Below are 17,622 nucleotides of genomic sequence, written 5' to 3' on the forward strand. Positions count from 1 at the left end.
CGTTTCCTTGCCGTCTACCCGTCCGCCATCAGGTACGGGCGCAGTACCTGCGAGATCGACCGGACCGCGGCGGTGTCGAGGACCCCGTCATGGTCCCCGGCCACCGTGTGGACCTCCACCTCGCCCTCCGTGTAGGGGGCCCACTCGGCAGCCTCGTACGCGGAGTCCTCGGCACGGAAGTGAAGGAGCGTCCCCCGGTAGCGTCCGGGCTTGGAGCCGGCCAGCAGCCGGACCGCGTCCCGGTGATTGGCCCCCATCGCCGCGATCGTTCGCTCCGGGAGGCCGAGCCCCTGAGCGGCCGAGGCGATCGCTGCCGCTGCGGAGGCGTCCGTCTCCGCTGCCGTGCCTCCGTCGTCGCCGGGATAGGAGTCGAGCAGCGCGAGCAGGGACACCTCCTCACCGCGTTCCTGCAACCGGCAGGCCAGGGCGTGGGCCAGGACGCCGCCCAATGACCAGCCGAGCAGCCGGTAGGGGCCGCTCGGCTGTACTCGGGTCAGCTCGGCCAGGTGCCGGTCGACCAGCCGGCCCAGGCACGCCGGTGCGGGGCCTCCCGCGAGGTTGGGTGCCTGGAGGGCGTGCACCGCGACATCGGCCGGCACGTGGGGGAGGAGGGCCGCGTACCGCCATCCGAGTCCGGTCGCGGGCGCCGGACACCACAGCGGCGCGGGAGCCTCCGCGCCCGCGCCGGGCCCCGGACGGAGGGTGAAGAGCACGTCCAGCTGCCCCGGCACAGCCCCGGCGGTGTCGCGCAGGAGACCGGCGAGCGCCGCCGGTGTGGTGTGCCGGAAGAGGTCGGCCACGGCGACGTGGCGGCCGGTGGCCCGCTGGATCCGGTCGCGCAGCCGCATCAGGAGCATGGAGTGCCCGCCGAGGCCGAAGAAGTCGTCCTCCGGGCCGCATTCCGCGAGGTCGAGGAGCTCGGCGAAGATCTCGCCGACCTGTGCCTCCAGGACGTCGCGCGGTCCGCGCCCGGCTCGTACCCGCGCGGCCGGCGGTGCCGGAAGGGCACGCCGGTCGAGCTTGCCGTGGTCGGTCAGCGGGAGGGCGTCCAGCTCGACGTAGACGGACGGCACCATGTAGTCGGGCAGCATCCGGGTGAGCTGCTTGCGCAGCGCGGCCGGGTCGAAGGGGGAGCCCGCCGCCGGGACCACGTAGCCGACGACGTACTTGCCCCGCACGTCGTCCTCGCGGACGTCCACGGCGGCCTGCAGCACCGACGGGTTCCAGGCCAGGGCCGCCGTGATCTCGCCGAGCTCGATGCGGAACCCGCGGATCTTGACCTGGTCGTCGGTGCGGCCGAGGTAGTCGATCTTCCCGTCCGGCATCCAGCGCACCAGGTCTCCCGTGCGGTACATGCGTGTGCCGGGAGCGCCGAACGGATCGGACACGAACCTCTCTGCCGTGAGCGACGGACGGTCGAGGTAGCCACGGGCCAGGCCCGCCCCTGACAGATACAGCTCACCGATCACTCCGGCCGGCACGGGCTGGAGGCGCCCGTCGAGCACGTACGCCGCCGTGTTCGCCGTCGGCCGGCCCACCAGCGGGCGCTCCCCGTCCGAGACGCGCGCGGCCAGGGCGTCGACGGTGCACTCGGTCGGCCCGTAGAGATTGAACCCGGCGGTGTTCGCCAGGCCGCGCATGTCCTGCCAGAGCGGGGAAGGCACGGCCTCCCCGCCCACACCGAGCGCGAGCAGGGAGCTGCGCCCCTCCCGGATCAGTCCGGCGCCGGCCAACTGCATGGCGTGGGACGGGGTGACCTCGATGAAGTCGATCCTGTGCTCGCCGATGAACCCGACGAGCAGGTCGGGGTCCCGGAGCGTGTTCTCGGTGACGACGTGCAGGGCGTGGCCGTCCAGCATCCACAACTGCGGCTGCCAGGAGGCGTCGAAGGCGAACGACCAGCCGTGGGCCACACGCAGGCTCCGTCCCCCGGCCGCGGCGACCGTCGGACGGTAGAGCAGCTCACGATGGCTGTAGAAGAGGTTCGCGATGCTGCGGTGCTCCACGACGACGCCCTTGGGCAGGCCCGTGGATCCCGAGGTGTAGATGACGTACGCGGGGTGGCCCGCCCGCGGGTGCGGCAGGTTCCCCGGGGCCGGGGTGCCCGCCGCATCGGCAAGGCGGTCCTGGACCTCGGGGGAGTCCAGGACGACGGACTCGACCTCGGCGGCGTCCGGGGCCAGCGCGGCCAGAGAGCCGGTGGTGATCAGCAGGGTGGGCCGGGAGTCGCCGAGAATGTGCGCGATGCGTCCGGACGGGTAGCCGGGGTCGATCGGTACGTAGGCGCCGCCCGCCCGCATCACGGACAGCAGAGCGACCACCGTGTCGGCAGCGCGCGGCAGCAGCAGGGCCACCATCCGCTCCGGTCCGACGCCCTTGGCCCGCAGCAGGCCTGCCAGGCGGGCCGTACGCCGGTCGAGCTCGGCGAACGTGTACGAGACGCTCCCGCACACGAGGGCCGTGGCGTCGGGCGTGGCCCGGACCTGGGCCTCGAAGAGTTCCGGCAGCGTGGACAGCGGGGCGTCCACACGGTCGCCCTTCCAGTCGCCGAACACCTGGTGGCGTTCCTCGGCCGCCAGGAGTTCCAGACAGCTGATGGGCTGCTCCGGGGACTGGGTGACCGCCTCCAGGACCCGCAGGAACCGGGTGGTCATGTTGGCGGCCGTGGCCCGGTCGAAGAGGTCCGTGCTGTACTCCACCCCCAAGGTCATACCGTCCCGGCCGTGTTCCTCGACGACCTCGAAGGCCAGGTCGAACTTGGAGGTCCCCATCTCCACCGGCTCCTGGGCCACGGAGAGCCCGCCGAAGGCCAGGTCCATCGCCGGCCTGGCCTGGTGGCTGAGCATGACCTGGAACAGCGGATGCCGGGCCATGGAACGGGCCGGGTTGAGCAGCTCCACCAACCGCTCGAACGGGACGTCCTGGTGGGCGTAGGCGGCCAGATCGGTCTCGCGGACCCTGGCCACCAGCTCGCGGAAGGTGGGGTCGCCCGACGTGTCGGTACGCAGTACCAGCGTGTTGGCGAAGAACCCGACCACCTCGTCCACGGCGTCGTCCCCCCGTCCGGCGACGGGTGAGCCGACAGGGATGTCGGTGCCGGCACCGAGCCGGGTCAGCAGCACGCCGAGCGCGGCGTGCAGGACCATGAAGACACTGGCATCGCAGCGCCGCGCCAGCGCACGGAGCCTTGAGTGCAGACCGGCGGACACCTCCGCCTCGACCGTGGCACCACGCAGGCTGGGGGAGGCGGGCCGGGGCCGGTCGGTGGGCAGCGGGAGCTCCTCCGGCAGGCCGGCGAGGGCAATCCGCCAGAAGGCGACCTGGGTGCTCAGCAGGCTCTCCGGATCGGACTCCTCGCCCAGCAGCCCGCGCTGCCAGACGGCGTGGTCCGCGTACCCGACGGGGAGCGGCGCGAGTACGGGAAGCTCGTCCCGGGTGCGCGCCAGGTAGGCGTCCGCGAGGTCCTGCAGGAGCGGAAGCGCCGACCAGCCGTCGGCGGCGACGTGGTGCAGCACCAGCAGCAGCACGTGCTGCTCCTGGTCCACGGCGAACAACTCGGCCGTGAAGGGCGGCTCTTCGTCGATGCGGAACGGCCGGGCGGCGGCAGCGGCCAGCAGACCGGACAGCTCCGTCTCCGTGGCGGCGGTGACCGGCATCGCGGGCCGTGCCGACCCGGCCGGCAGGATCACCTGCCGGGGGGTGCCGTTCCGGTCCGTCAGCAGTGTCCGCAGGGTCTCGTGCCGGTCGGTCAGATCGCCGAGGGCCTCCCGCATCGCTGCGGTGTCGAGGTCGCCGGTGAGCCGCGCCGCGAACGCCATGTTGTAGGCGGGGTGCGGACCTTCCAGGCAGTACTGGAACCACATCCGGCTCTGCGCGAACGACAGCGGCAGCGGTTCGGGACGCACCCCCGCACGGAGCGGAGGCCGCACGTCACCACTGGTCAGGCGCTGGGCCAGCGCCGCCACGGTGGGAGCGTCGAAGAGCGTCCGCAGCGCGAGTTCCACCCCGAGGGTGGACCGGACCCTGCCGGCCAGGCGGGTGGCGAGCAGGGAGTGTCCGCCCAGGTCGAAGAAGTTGTCGTCGATACCGGTCTCGGGCACCCCCAGGACCTCCGCGAACAGGTCGCAGAGCATCTCCTCGCCCGGGGTGCGGGGCCGCCTGCCGGTGCCCGCCGCGGCGCCGAGGTCCGGAGCAGGCAGGGACCGCCGGTCGAGCTTGCCGCTGGGCGTCAGCGGCAGGGCGTCCAGCATCACGAACGCGGCCGGCACGTAGTGCCCGGGCAGCGTGGACGCGAGCGCGCGGCGCAGCGACGCCGGATCCGGCATGGTGCCGGCGACGTAGGCGACGAGCACGGGATCACCGCCCGCGCCCAGGCCCCGCCGGGCCACCACCGCGGCCTCCCGGACGCCGGGCTGCGCCGCGAGGGCGGCCTCGATCTCACCGGGTTCGATGCGGAATCCGCGGATCTTTACCTGTTCGTCGGTACGGCCCAGGTATTCGACGGCTCCGTCGCTGCCCAGCCGTGCCAGGTCGCCGGTGCGGTACATGCGGCTGCCGGGCGGGCCGTACGGGTCGGCCGTGAAGCGCTCCGCGGTGAGCGCGGGCCGCCCCAGGTAGCCGTGGGCCAGCTGCGGCCCCGCCAGGTACAGCTCACCGGGGACACCCGGGGGGACCGGGCGCAGGCCCGTGTCCAGTACGTACACCGAGGTGTTCCACACAGGGCGGCCGATGGGCACGGTGTCGCGGTCCGCGTCCCCGGGCGGGCACGCCCGGTACGTGACGTCGACCGCGGCCTCGGTCGGGCCGTACAGGTTGTGCAGCTCCACCTCGCCGGCGTAGAGCTCGTGGAAGGACCCCACCAGGTCGGGGGCGAGGGCCTCGCCGCTGCACAGCACGCGGGTGAGACCGGTGCAGCCGGCCGCCTCGGGCTCGGCGAGGAAGGCGCGCAGCATCGACGGGACGAAGTGGGCCGTCGTGATGCCCCGCTCCCGGATCAGCCGGGCGAGGTACCGCGGGTCGAGGTGCCCCTGCGGACGGGCCACCACCAGGGTGGCCCCCGTGATCAGCGGCCAGAAGAACTCCCACACCGACACGTCGAAGCTGGAAGGGGTCTTCTGCAGCACGCGGTCGGCGGGGGTGAGCCCGTACTCGCCCTGCGTCCACAGGAGGCGGTTGACGATCGCCGAGTGCGGGACCACCACGCCCTTGGGACGGCCGGTCGAGCCGGACGTGTAGATCACGTACGCCGGATCGTCCGGCGCGGCGGACCGGAGCACCGCCCTCGATGCGTCACCGTCGGCGGAAGCCTCGGAAGCCTCGGAAGCATCCACGGCCACCACGGGGACGGACGCGTCCTGCGGCAGGTGCGCGCCGGTCGAGGCGTCGGTCACCAGCGCGACCGGCGCGGCGTCGGCGAGCATGAACGCGAGCCGGTCGGCCGGATAGCCGGGGTCCAGCGGCAGGTACGCGGCACCGGCGCGCAGGACCGCGTTCAGGGCCACGACCAGCTCGGCGGACCGCGGCAGGGCCACCGCCACCACCCGCCCGGGACCGGCACCGAGCCGGGCCAGCCGGGAGGCCAGCTCCCCCGCACGGGCTTCGAGTTCGCCGTAGCTCAGCTCGGCCTCCTCGCACACGACGGCGGATGCCTGCGGCGTACGGGCGCACTGCTCGGTCAGGAGCGCCGTCAGCGTGGTGTCCGGGACCGGGTGCCGGGCGGGGGCCCTGGTGAGTGCGGCTGATTCCCCGGCTCCGAGCAGGTCGAGCCGCCCGAGGGGGAGGTCCGGAGTGGCAGTGAACGCCTCGAATGCCCTGTGCAGCCGGTCCGCGACCTGCCGCACCCGCTCCTCGTCCAGTGCGTCGGGACGGTAGCCGAGGTCCAGGCGCAGCCGCCTGCCGGGCAGTGCGGTCAGGGCGAGGGGGTAGTGCACGCCTTCGTCGCCGCCCGCGTCCGTCATCCGCAGCCCCGGGGCGAGTTCGGCCATGGAGCCGGGGTCGAACGGGTAGTTCTCCACCACGGCGAGCGTGTCGAACAGGTCCCGGCCGCCGGCCGCTCGCTGGATCTCCGCCAGACCCATGTGCTGGTGCGGGACCAGGTCGGACTGCTCGGCCTGCAGCCGCGCCAGCGCGGTCGCGAACGCCTCGGCCGGAGGCAGTACGGCCCGTACGGGCACGGTGTTCACGAACACGCCGATCATCGACTCGACGCCGGGCAGGTCGGCCGGCCGGCCGGACACGATGCCGCCGAAGACGACGTCGGTCCGACCCAGAGTGCGGGCCAGCGCGAGGGCCCAGGCGCCCTGGACGACGGTGCCGAGGGTCAGGCCGCGCGAACGCGCGGTCGCACCCACGGCAGACGTGAGGTCCTCGGAGAGTTCGACGACGACCTTCCGAGGGCGGGCGGCGACCGAGTCGCCGGCGCCCGGAGCCACCAGAGTCGGGCTGTCGATGCCCTCCAGCGAGGCGGTCCACGCGGCGGTTGCGGCCCGCTGGTCCTGGGAGGCCAGCCAGTCGAGGTACACCCTCGGCGGCACCGGAGGCGGCAGTGCCGGACCGCTCGCCGGCGCGTAGAGGGCGAACAACTCCTGGACCAGGAGGGGCTGTGACCAGCCGTCGAGGATCATGTGGTGGTTGGTGACCGCCAGCCGGTGCAGACCGTCGCCGAGCTTCAGCAGCCTGAACCGGATCAGCGGAGGCCGGCCCAGGTCGAACCCCCGCTCCGTGTCGAGGAGGGTCAGCCGCTCGGTCTCCCGCTCGCGGTCAGCCGGGGACAGCCCCGACAGGTCGTCGAAGCTCCAGGGAACGTCCACCCCGGAGGGTATGAGCGCGGCCGCCTTGCCCTGCCGGTTCCGGCGGAATGCGGCGCGCAGCCCCGGCCGCCGGTCCAGCAGGCGCTGCGCCGCCTCCCGCAGGCGCGGGCCGTCCACCGGCCCGCGCAGGTCGAGCCGCAGGTGCCCCGCGTACACGTCGAGTCCGGTGCTGTCGAGCTCCGCCCGGAACAACAGGCCTTCTTGGAGCGGCGTCAACGGGAGGATGTCCTCCAGCTTGGGACGGGACGTCACGAAACCCTCCAGTCGGCCTCGAAGTCGTCGATCTCGTCCTGCGTGAGCGAGATCAGGGAAAGGTCGGAAGGCGTCCAGCCGCCTGCGTCGGCCGCGGTGGTGTGACGTACCAGTGCCCGCAGGTACGCGAGCCACGTGTCCGCGAGACCTTCCACACGGGCCGCGGGCAGGGCGCCCGGCGCGTACGACCACGTGGCCGTCAGCCGGGCGCCGTCGGGACCGGGAGCCACATGGGCGTCGATCTCCAGGGCATGGGCCAGTGGCAGCGCGGGGTCGACACCGTGGAAGAGGGCGTCGTCCCCGGCCACGGGCTGCCACGCTGCCGTCCCCTGGCCGGCGCCGAACCGGCCCAGGTAGTTGAAGGCCACTTCGGGAACGGGCACGGCGGCCAGTGCGCCGGCCGTCTCCGGGTTGAGGTACCGCAGGGCCCCGAACCCGAGCCCACCGTCGGGGGCCGACCGCAGCTGCTCCTTGACGCTCTTCAGCGCCTGTCCCGCGGCAGGCCCGCCGGCCCGGGCCTCGGCCAGGTCGACGGCGCCGGGGTCGATCCGCACGGGATGGACGGAGGTGAACCAGCCCACCGTGCGCGAGAGATCCGTCTCCGCGCCGGGGACGTCCTCGCGCCCGTGGCCTTCGAGCTGGACGCTCAGGGCCCGGTCGCCCGCCGGGGAGCCCGCCGTACCGCGCCGGTGTTCCGCGACCGCCAGCGCCAGGGCCGTCAGGAGCACGTCCTCCGCGTTCGCGTGGAAGGCGGCGGGAACGGTGGTGAGCAGGGCTTCGGTCTCCTGCGCGGCCACGGTCACGGTGTGGCGGGCGACGGAGCCGGCCGTGTCCCGGGCGGGATCCAGGGCGGCCGCGAGGGCCGTCCCCCGGGTGCCGTCCAGCGCCGTACGCCAGTCGTCCAGCTGCGCCACCGTTGACGTGCTCCGTGCGTAGCCGCGCAGCAGCGCGCTCCAGGCGCGCAGCGAGGTGTTCTCGGCATCGGTCTCCGTGCCGCGCCAGGCGGCGTCGAGGTCACCGCACAGGATGCGCCAGGACACTCCGTCGACGACCAGGTGGTGCACCACGAGCACCAGCCGTCCCGGGACCCCGGCCGGGGCCGGCGCCCAGACGGCCTGGAGCATGACCCCGGACGCGGGGCGCAGCCGGTCCCGGGCGGCCGTGGCCTCGTCGCGCAGGCTTCCCTCGGCGATCCGCAGGACGCTCTCGGCCCGTACGGCGCCCGGGGCCGGGGCCTCCAGCTCCCAGCAGCCGTCCTCGGCGGTCACCAGGTGGGCCCGCAACGCGGGATGGGCATCCAGCACGGCCTGCAGGACGGTGGTCAGCGCCTCGCGGGACAGCCCGGGCGGGGTGGCAAGTGTCATGCCCTGGCTGTAGCTGTCGACGGTGACGCGGGAGCCGGCCGATGCCGCGAGCTCGCGGAGCCATGCGGTGATCGGGGTCTCGGCGACCCGGCCCGTGCCGGGGTCCGCCGGCCGGTCCGGTGCGGCATCGAGCGGCTTGGCGACCGCCGCGAGTGCGGCCGCGGTCTGGTACCGGAACACTTCCCGGGGGCCGATCGACCATCCGGCCGCGCGGGCCCGGCTCACCAGCTGGAGGGAGATGACGCTGTCGCCGCCCAGCTCGAAGAAGTTGCTGTCGGCGTCCGTGCCTTCCTGACCCAGCAGGGCGGAGAACAGGTCGCAGAACAGCTGTTCCGCCGCCGTGGCGGGGGCCCGGCCCGCGCCCTGCCCGGGCAGGACGGGAAGCGGCAGCGCGGCCCGGTCCAGCTTGCGGTGGGAGGACTGCGGAAGCCTGTCCATCGCGACCCACGACGCGGGCACCATGTGGTCGGGCAGCAGGGCCGCGGCATGGTCACGCCAGGCGTCCGGGTCGGCCTCGTGGCCGGCTGACGGCACGATGTACGCGACCAGGCGGCGGGAGCCGGGCAGGTCGTCGCGGGCGATCACCGCGACCTCGGCCACGCCCTCGTGGCGGCCGAGTACCGCCTCGATCTCGCCCGGTTCGATGCGGAACCCGCGGATCTTCACCTGGTGGTCGGCCCGGCCCAGGCATTCCAGCTCGCCGTCGCCCGTCCACCGGGCGAGGTCGCCCGTGCGGTACATCCGGGTACCGGCCGCGCCGTAGGGGTCCGCGGTGAACCGTTCGGAGGTGAGGCCCGGCCGGCCCAGGTAGCCGCGGGCCAGCCCGGCGCCGGCGAGGTAGAGCTCGCCCGTCACGCCCGGAGGGACCGGGCGGAGCCGGTCGTCGAGGACGTAGGCCGTCGCGCCGCGGATGGGGCGGCCGATGCGAGGGGAGCCCTCGCCCGTGACGAGGGCGACCACCGAGTCGACGGTGCACTCGGTCGGGCCGTAGAAGTTGTACGCGGTGACCGCCGGATGCGTGCCCAGCTCCCGCCAGAGCGCGTCGGGCATGGCGTCCGCGCCGGGGCCGAGCAGGACCGGCCGGTGGCGGCCCTCGTCGAGCAGGCCGTGCTTGATCAGCTGCTGGAGGTGCGCGGGCGTGAGGTCGAGGTAGTCGATCCGCTCGCGGTCGACGTACGCCGCCACTGCCTCGGCGTCGGGGTAGGTGAGCTCGTCCAGGACGTGCAGCTCGTGGCCGCCGGCCATGAGGACGACCGGGTCCAGCGAGGCGTCGAAGGCGAACGGAGCGATGTGCCCCACCCGCAGTCGCCGGCCTCCGGCCTCGGGGACCTCCGCCGGGAACAGGGTCGAGGTGTGGGCCGCGTACAGGTTGGCCAGGTTGCCGTGCGTGACGCCCACGCCCTTGGGAAGGCCGGTCGAGCCGGACGTGTAGATGACGTACGCCAGGTCGGATGGCCGGGACTGGACCACCGCGGAACCCGTTCCGGGCAGGGGGGCGTCCGAGTCCACGAGCACCACGGGCAGGCCCTGTTCCGAGGGCATCGCCGCAGCGAGGACGCCGGTGGTCAGCAGGCAGACGGGGCGGGCGTCGTCCAGGGTCCGCACCAGCCGCTCGACGGGATGGCCGGGGTCGAGCGGCAGGAAGGCCGCCCCGGAGCGCAGGACACCGAGCAGCGCGGGCACCATCTCGTGCCGCGGCAGGGCGAGGGCCACCAGCCGGTCGGGACCGGCGCCGTGCGCGGCGGCGAGAGCGGCGATCCGGTCGACGCGGGCGTCGAGCTCGGCGTAGGTGAGACGCTCGGGGGCTCCCGAACCGCCGCCGAGCACGAGCGCCACGTCATCCGGCGTCCGCCGGACCCGTGCCGCGAACGCCTCGTGCAGCGGTGGAGCGGCAGGGGAGGGCACCGGCGCGGCGAGCAGCACGTCGCGCTCCGCGTCGGTCAGGACCTCGTGCGCCAAGACCGGGAGCTCCGGGCGGGCCACGGCGGCGGCCAGCAGCCGCAGCAGCCGGCCGACCAGCCGCTCCACCGTGTCCGGGTCGAACAGATCGGCGCTGTACTCGGCGAAGCCGCCGACGCCGCCGGGCTCGGCATCGGGATCGAAACCCTCGATGAAGGTGAGGCTCAGGTCGAAGGTGGAGGTGCCGGCGGAGACGACTTCGGGCCGGGACCGGAGCCCGGGCACCGGCAGCTTCGAGGCGGTACCGGACTGGTGCACCACCATCACCTGGAACAGGGGGTGACGGGCCGTCGAGCGAGGCGGGTTGAGAATCTCCACCAGCCGCTCGAACGGCAGGTCCTGGTGCTCGAACGCGGAGACCGCGGTGTCGCGGACGCGGTGGAGCAAGGTCTCGAACGACGGATCGCCAGAGGTGTCGGTGCGCAGGACCAGCGTGTTGACGAAGAGGCCGACGACCCCGTCCAGTTCCTTCTCGGAACGCCCCGCGACAGGGGTGCCCAGCGGGATGTCCTCGCCCGCCCCGAGGCGGGTCAGCAGGGCGGCGACAGCGGCCTGGTAGACCATGAACGGGGTGATCCCCAGGCCGGCGGCGAGAGTACGGACCTGCTGCGCGAGCTCGGCCCCGACACGGAAGCGGACCATACCCCCACGGTTGGTGGCCTCGGCCGGACGGGGCCGGTCCGTGGGCAGGCGCAGCTCGTCCGGGGCCCCGTCCAGGGCGTCCTTCCAGTACGCAGACTGGAGAGCCGTGAGACTGCCGGGGTCGGAAGCGGCCCCGAGGAGCTCGCGCTGCCAGACGGCGAAGTCGGCGTACCGGACGGGGAGCGGCTCCCACTCCGGGGCCTCACCGCCCAGCCGGGCCCGGTAGGCCGCGGCCAGGTCGCCGACCAGGACCGGGAGGGACTGCCCGTCACCGGCGATGTGGTGGAGCAGCAGGAGCAACACGTGCTCCTCGGGTCCGCAGGCGAACAGGGTGGCCCGGAGCGGAGGCTCCTGGGCCAGGTCGAAGACGTGCGCGGCGGCCTCGGCGAGGGCGTGGTCCACCGTGTCCGGTGCCGAGCGGCGTACCTGAAGGCGCGGTCCCTGCCCGGTTTTCAGCACCAGCTGGTACGGCCTGCCGTCCTCCGCGCGGAAGACGGTGCGCAGGGTCTCGTGCCGCGACGCGACGTCCGCCACGGCGGCGGCGAGCGCGCCGTGGTCCAGCGGGCCGCTGATCCGCAGCGCGGTCGGGATGTTGTAGGCGGGGCCGGGCTCCTCCAACTGGTGCAGGAGCCAGAGGCGCCGCTGCGAGAACGACAGGGGCAGCGGCCCCTCGCCGGCCGCTCCGGGGGTCAGTGCCGGACGTCCGCCCGCCGCCGTGGGCCGGCCCCCGTCGAGCAGCCGGCCGAGTCCTGCGGGCGTCCGGGTGTCGAACAGGGCGCGCAGGGGCGGCCGGATGCCGAACTCCGCCTCGATGCGTGTCATGAGCCGGGCCGCGAGCATGGAGTGCCCGCCCAGCAGGAAGAAGTCGTCGTCGGGCCCGGCGGGGGTCTCCAGCACGTCGGAGAACAGGGCGCACAGGGTGGCCTCGGCGGCGGTGGCCGGCTCGCGGTGCGTGCCGCCGCCGTACACCGGGGCGGGCAGCGCCCGGCGGTCGAGTTTGTTGTTGTCGGTGAGCGGCAGCTTCTCCAGGGGCACGATGGCCGCGGGGACCATGTGCGCGGGCAGCGCTGCGGCGAGCCGTTCGTGCAGGGCCTCCACACTCGGCTCCGGGGCGCTTTCGGCGCCGACCACGTAGGCGACGAGCCGGAGGTCCCCCGGGGTGTCCTCGCGGGCGATGACCGCGGCCTGGGCGATGCCGTCGGCACGGAGCAGGAACTGCTCGATCTCGCCGGGTTCGACGCGGAAGCCGCGGATCTTGACCTGGTGGTCGACCCGCCCGAGGTACTCCAGGACGCCTCCTGCGGTCCACCGGGCGAGGTCGCCCGTGCGGTACATGCGAGTGCCGGGTGCACCGAACGGGTCGGCGACGAACCGCTCCGAGGTGAGTCCCGGGCGGCCGAGGTAGCCGCGGGCCAGACCGTCACCGGCGACGTACAGCTCACCCGGCGTGCCCGGGGGCACAGGGTGGAGCCGGTGGTCCAGCAGGCGGACCGCGGTGCTGTGCACGGGGGTGCCGATCGGGACCACGGTTCCTTCGTGGTCCGGGGTGCAGGCCCACAGCGTGGCGTCGACCGTGGTCTCGGTGGGGCCGTAGGAGTTGAACATGCGCGTGGTGGCGGACCAGCGGCGCATCAGATCGGCCGGACAGGCCTCGCCGGCGACCGCCAGCGTGGCCCCGGCAGGGAGCGCGTGCTCGTCGGGGAGAGTCGCCAGGACACCGGGCGGCAGGGTCAGGTGGGTGACGCCGTGCCGCGCGCAGAAGTCGGCGAGCGGGGCCCCCAGGCGCTTGTCGGCGGGCACGATGGCCAGCGTGCCGCCGGTGAGCAGGGCCATCGTCCACTCCCACACCGAGGTGTCGAAGCTGAAGGAGGCGAACTGCAGTACGCAGCTGTCGGGCCCGGCACCGAAGCCCTCGGCCATCGTCGACACGAGACCGGGGATGCCCAGGTGGGTGACGACCACGCCCTTGGGCCGGCCGGTCGAACCCGAGGTGTAGATCAGGTAGGCGGCCTGCGCCGGTGTCGGCGGCCGCAACTCCGCCGTGCGGCCCGGACCGGGCCGGGACGGGTCGTCCACGAGGACCCGGACGGACGGGCCGGAGGGCAGGCGGCCGGAGCCGGCGGTGTCGGTGACCACCAGGGCGGGCCGGGCGTCCCTCAGTATCAGGGCGATCCGGTCCGCCGGGTACTCGGGGTCGACCGGGAGGTAGGCCGCACCTGCCTTCATCACGGCGAGGGCGGCGACGAGGAACTCTCCGGTGCGGGGCAGGGCGACGGCCACGACCCGCTCGGGACCGGCGCCCAGGGCGGCGAGTTCGCGGGCCAGGGCGTCGGACCGCTCGTCCAGCTCGGCGTACGTCAGACGGTGCTCGGTTCCCGCCGCCCCCGCCGTCCCTTCCGCCTCCCAGGTCAGCGCCGTCGCCCCAGGCCTCTTGCGCACCTGCTCGGCGAACAGTCCGGGGATGGTGAGGGAGGGGAGCGGCGGCCGGTTGCCGGCGCCCCAGGTGGTCAACACCCTTTCCAGCTCGTCGCCGTCGAGGAGCTCCAGGTCGCCGATCGGGGTGCCGGGTGCCGTCAGGGCTGCTTCCAGCAGCCGTTCGAAGCGGCCCAGGAACCGTTCGACGGTGGCCTCCGAGTACAGGTCCCGGCGGTAGGTGGTGTCGAGGGTGAGCGTGCCCGCCGCGTCCAGGACGGCGGACACCGCCAGATCGAAGGCGGCGGCGTTGCCCGGCACGGCCCGCTCGGCCAGCCGGATGCCGGGCAGGTCGAACCCTTCCCAGACGTCGCTGCGGAGGGAGAACATCACGTCGAAGAACACGTGGTGGCCGATGGTGCGTTCGGGTCGCAGCTCCTGCACCAGGACGTCGAAGGGCACCGCCTGGTGGGCGTAGGCCCCCAGGCACATGGTGCGAACGGATGCGAGCAAGGCCTTGAACGTGATCCCGGGGCCGGCCGTCGTCCGCAGGACGAGTGTGTTGCCGAAGTTGCCGACGAGGTTCTCGGCCCCGCCCGCGGATCGCAGCACGGCCGGGGAGCCGACGAGGACGTCCGGGGCCCCCGATGTCCGGTGCAGCAGGGTGTTGAAGGCGGCGAGCAGGGCCATGAACGGGCTGACGCCCTCCGCCCGGCACAGCGCGTGCACCTTGTCCCGCAGGGCCGCAGGGAGGGTCCGCACGAGCCGGCCGCCCTCCTGCGCGCGTGCGGCCCTGCGCGGGAAGTCGGTCGGCAGCGGAAGCGGCGCGGGGGTGTCATCGAGGGCCTGGCGCCAGTAGGCCAGGTCGGCCTCGGTCCACGCCGCGTGCAGGTTCTCGGCCAGCGAGAGATCGGCGTACTGGACGGGCGGCTCGGACAGGGTCTCGCCCCTGTAAGAGGCCGCGACATCACGGAGCAGTACCTGCCAGCTGGCGTCGTCCCACGCGATGTGGTGGGCGACCAGGACGAGGACGTGCTCGGCGGCGGCCAGCCGCAGGATCCCGAAGCGGACGGGGGTGTCCTGGGCGAGGTCGAAGGGACGGGCCGCCAACCGCGCGGCGACCGCGTCGACCTCGGCCTCCTGCGCGTCGTGGCCTACGGCGGTCAGGTCGGTGACGGGGACGTCGAGGACGGCATCCGGCAGGACCACCTGCAGGGGGTTCCCGTTCTCGTCGGTACGGTAGACGGTGCGCAGGACGTGATGACGCCGGCTCACGGCCCGCAGCGCCGCGAGGAACCGCGGCACGTCGAGGGAGCCGGACAGACGGACCGCGACGCTGATGTTGTACGAGGTTCCCTGTGGCTCCAGCTGGTGGAGCAGCCACATCCGGCGCTGCGCGGCGGACAGGGGGGTGGGCCCGGTGGCGCGTACGACCGGGGGCGGCTCGGACGGGCCCTGGTCCTTCTGTCGGACGATGCCCCGGGCGGCGAGCCGGCGACGCATCAACTCCCGGCGCCGGTCCATGAATTCGTCGTTCTGGCCGATGATCGCATCCGACACGAAGGTTCACGTCCCCTCATGGCATGGCTGATGGGCCGAACCATAACTTAGGATAGCCTTATCCAGCTATCGTCGGCCCGCTCGCCGGGTGCCACTGGCGGGAGGCAAACCCCAGGTGGAGGCCGGGAGTTGCGAATCAAAGCGCTGGCACTTGATCTCTCTCCGCTCCGGGCCGGCGGTCCTCTGGGGCTTGTCCTGGCGGCCCGCGTCCTCGCCCTGCTGTGCATAGGACTCACCTCCGTGGGTGTGGTGGTCCAGGTCTACGAACGGACCCGTTCCTCGGCGCAGGTGGGCATGGTCAGCCTCGTTCTGGGCTCTGGGCTGCTGCTCGGCTTCCTGGCCGGCGGCGTCCTGGCCGACAGGCGGGACCGCAAGGGGCTGATCCTGATCGGCAGTGCATGGGCGGTGGTCACCTTCGCCGTGCTCGCCGTGAACGCCGCGGCCGAACGGCCGTCGTTGTGGGTGGTCTACGTCACCGGCGCGCTCTTCGGCTTCACCGAAGGGGTCGCGGAGACCGCACTCACGGCTGTGCTCCCCGCTCTCGTCAGCGAGGAACACATCCCGGCGACGGGGGCCCTGGTGACCGTCACCACCACCCTCGGCTCGATCGCCGGCCCCATGCTGGGCGGTGTGCTGATCGCGGGCCCGGGACTCGCCACGACGTTCGCCCTCGCGGCGGCGGGCACGGCGGTCACCACCCTGCTGCTGACGAGGCTGGCCCCCATGCCCCCGAACGGGTCCGGGTCTCCCGGTGACGGCCTGACGCAATCGGAGGAGCGGGCGGGTGCCTCTCCGGCGGATGGCGCCCTCCCCGGTGGCGGCGGCGCCCTGGGGGCCCTGCGCGAAGGCTTCCGGTTCATCGGGGGCCATCGCGTGGTGTCGGCGGTCCTCGTCATCGACCTGTGCGCGGCCGTCTTCGCCACGCCGAACGCGCTGTTCCCCGAGATCGCGGAGCGACGTCTCGGTGGCGGCCCCGAACTGGTGGGCCTGCTCACCACCGCGCCGCTGATCGGCTCGGCGCTGGCTTCCCTGACGTCCGGGTGGACCGGCCGGACGCGCCGCCACTGGCGTGTCCTCTGTGCGGCCGTGGCCGGCTGGGGGCTGGCCTGCCTCGGCTTCGGTCTCAGCCCCTGGCTCGGCCTCGGGTTGGTCTTCCTGGCCCTCGGTGGAATTGCGGACACGGTCTCCGAGATCATGCGCCGGACGCTGCTGATGACCCACACGCCCGACCCGCTCCAGGGGCGGGTCAGCAGCCTGTGGCTGGCCCAGGCCATGACAGCTCCCGCGCTGGGCGGGGTCATCGCCGGCGTGGCCTCCTCGGCGGTGGGGCCTGCTGCGGCAGTCGCGGGCGGCGGAGCGCTGTGCCTGGTGGCCCTCGTCGGCGTTTCTCTGATGTACCGTCAACTCTGGCTGGATAGCGACGAGATGGTCAATTCCGATCGGGGAAACGACGAGCTCGGACACGGCGATAACAGAGGGGCAACAGCATCCGCGTAACGCTTGCTGGCTCATACTTAGGTATGGCTATCCTCTCTGCGTGCTTTCCGATTCTCCCCCTCCGCGCGGTGCGCGTCGGGGGACCACCGGCCTGACCGCGGCGCCTGCACCGTCCAAGGCGGCCGCGCGTCGGACTGCCCCACATCTCGCGGCCGTTCCCCTGTGCCTGTTCGTCCTGGTGCTGCTGTGCGCGGCCTCCCTCGCCCTCGGTACCAAGTCGATCCCGGCCGACCGCCTCCTCGACCTCCTGCTCCATCCGGACGGGAGCGAGGAGTCCGGGATCATCCATCAGATGCGCGTTCCCAGAACCGCGTTCGGGCTCGCCGTCGGCGCCGCCCTCGGCATGTCCGGGGCGCTGATGCAGGGGCTGACCCGTAATCCGCTCGCGGACCCCGGCCTTCTCGGTGTCAGCGCCGGGGCGTCGCTCGGTGTCGTGGTCGGCACGGGTCTCCTCGGTGTCACGGCCGTCTACGGCTACGTGTGGTTCGCGTTCGTCGGCGCGGTCCTCACCATCGCCCTCGTCTACGCCCTCGGCGCGGCGGGCGGGGGCGGTGCCACACCGGCCAAGCTCGCCCTCGCCGGCGCCGCCGTGTCCGCCCTGCTCCTGTCCCTCGTCAACGCCGTGCTCCTGTTCGACGCGGCGGCCCTCGGCGACTTCCGCTTCTGGGCCGTCGGTTCACTGACCGGCCAGCCGGCGGAGGTGCTCGTGGGGGTGCTGCCCTTCATCGGGGCAGGCGCCCTGCTGGCCGCCTTCACCGCGCCCGCGCTGAACAAACTGGCGCTGGGGGACGGACTGGCCACAGCTCTCGGACAGAACGTCGGCATGGTCCGGATCCGAGGCGCGGCCGCCGTCACTCTCCTGGCCGGAGGTGCGGTGGCCCTCTGCGGGCCGATCGCGTTCGTCGGACTGGTCATCCCGCACATCGCCCGCCGCTTCACGGGACCGGACCACCGCTGGATCGTCGCCTACTCGGCCCTGCTCGGACCCTGCCTGCTGCTCGCCGCCGACCTGGTCGGGCGGCTGATCGCCCGCCCTGACGAACTCCACGTCGGCATCGTCGTCACGGCGGTCGGCGCACCGTTCTTCATCCTGTCGGTCCGCCGCCGCCGACTTGCGGAGCTCTGAG

The 17,622-nt window shown here is 73.5% G+C and carries 4 protein-coding genes; 2 read left to right on the forward strand and 2 right to left on the reverse strand.

What is annotated here, in order from left to right:
* Positions 1-14 precede the first annotated feature (14 nt).
* The gene (locus tag AC069X_RS04275; protein ID WP_478724894.1) at positions 15-7,061 is read right to left on the reverse strand and encodes an amino acid adenylation domain-containing protein; all 7,047 of its coding nucleotides are present in this window, start codon (positions 7,059-7,061) and stop codon (positions 15-17) included.
* Complete coding sequence (locus AC069X_RS04280; RefSeq protein ID WP_478724896.1) at positions 7,058-14,998, reverse strand: amino acid adenylation domain-containing protein; 7,941 nt, start codon at positions 14,996-14,998, stop codon at positions 7,058-7,060. Before AC069X_RS04280 ends, AC069X_RS04275 begins: the two co-directional genes overlap by 4 nt.
* A 129-nt stretch (positions 14,999-15,127) precedes the next feature.
* Between AC069X_RS04280 and AC069X_RS04285 the strand changes: the two genes are divergently transcribed.
* Both AC069X_RS04285 and AC069X_RS04290 read left to right on the forward strand, forming a co-directional pair.
* Positions 15,128-16,495 (forward strand): MFS transporter, encoded by a 1,368-nt coding sequence (locus AC069X_RS04285; RefSeq protein ID WP_478724897.1) that lies wholly within the window; start codon positions 15,128-15,130, stop codon positions 16,493-16,495.
* A gap of 40 nt (positions 16,496-16,535) precedes the next feature.
* Complete coding sequence (locus tag AC069X_RS04290; RefSeq protein ID WP_478724899.1) at positions 16,536-17,621, forward strand: FecCD family ABC transporter permease; 1,086 nt, start codon at positions 16,536-16,538, stop codon at positions 17,619-17,621.
* Position 17,622 lies beyond the last annotated feature (1 nt).

It is taken from the genome of Streptomyces sp. NPDC043896 (assembly GCF_056435605.1).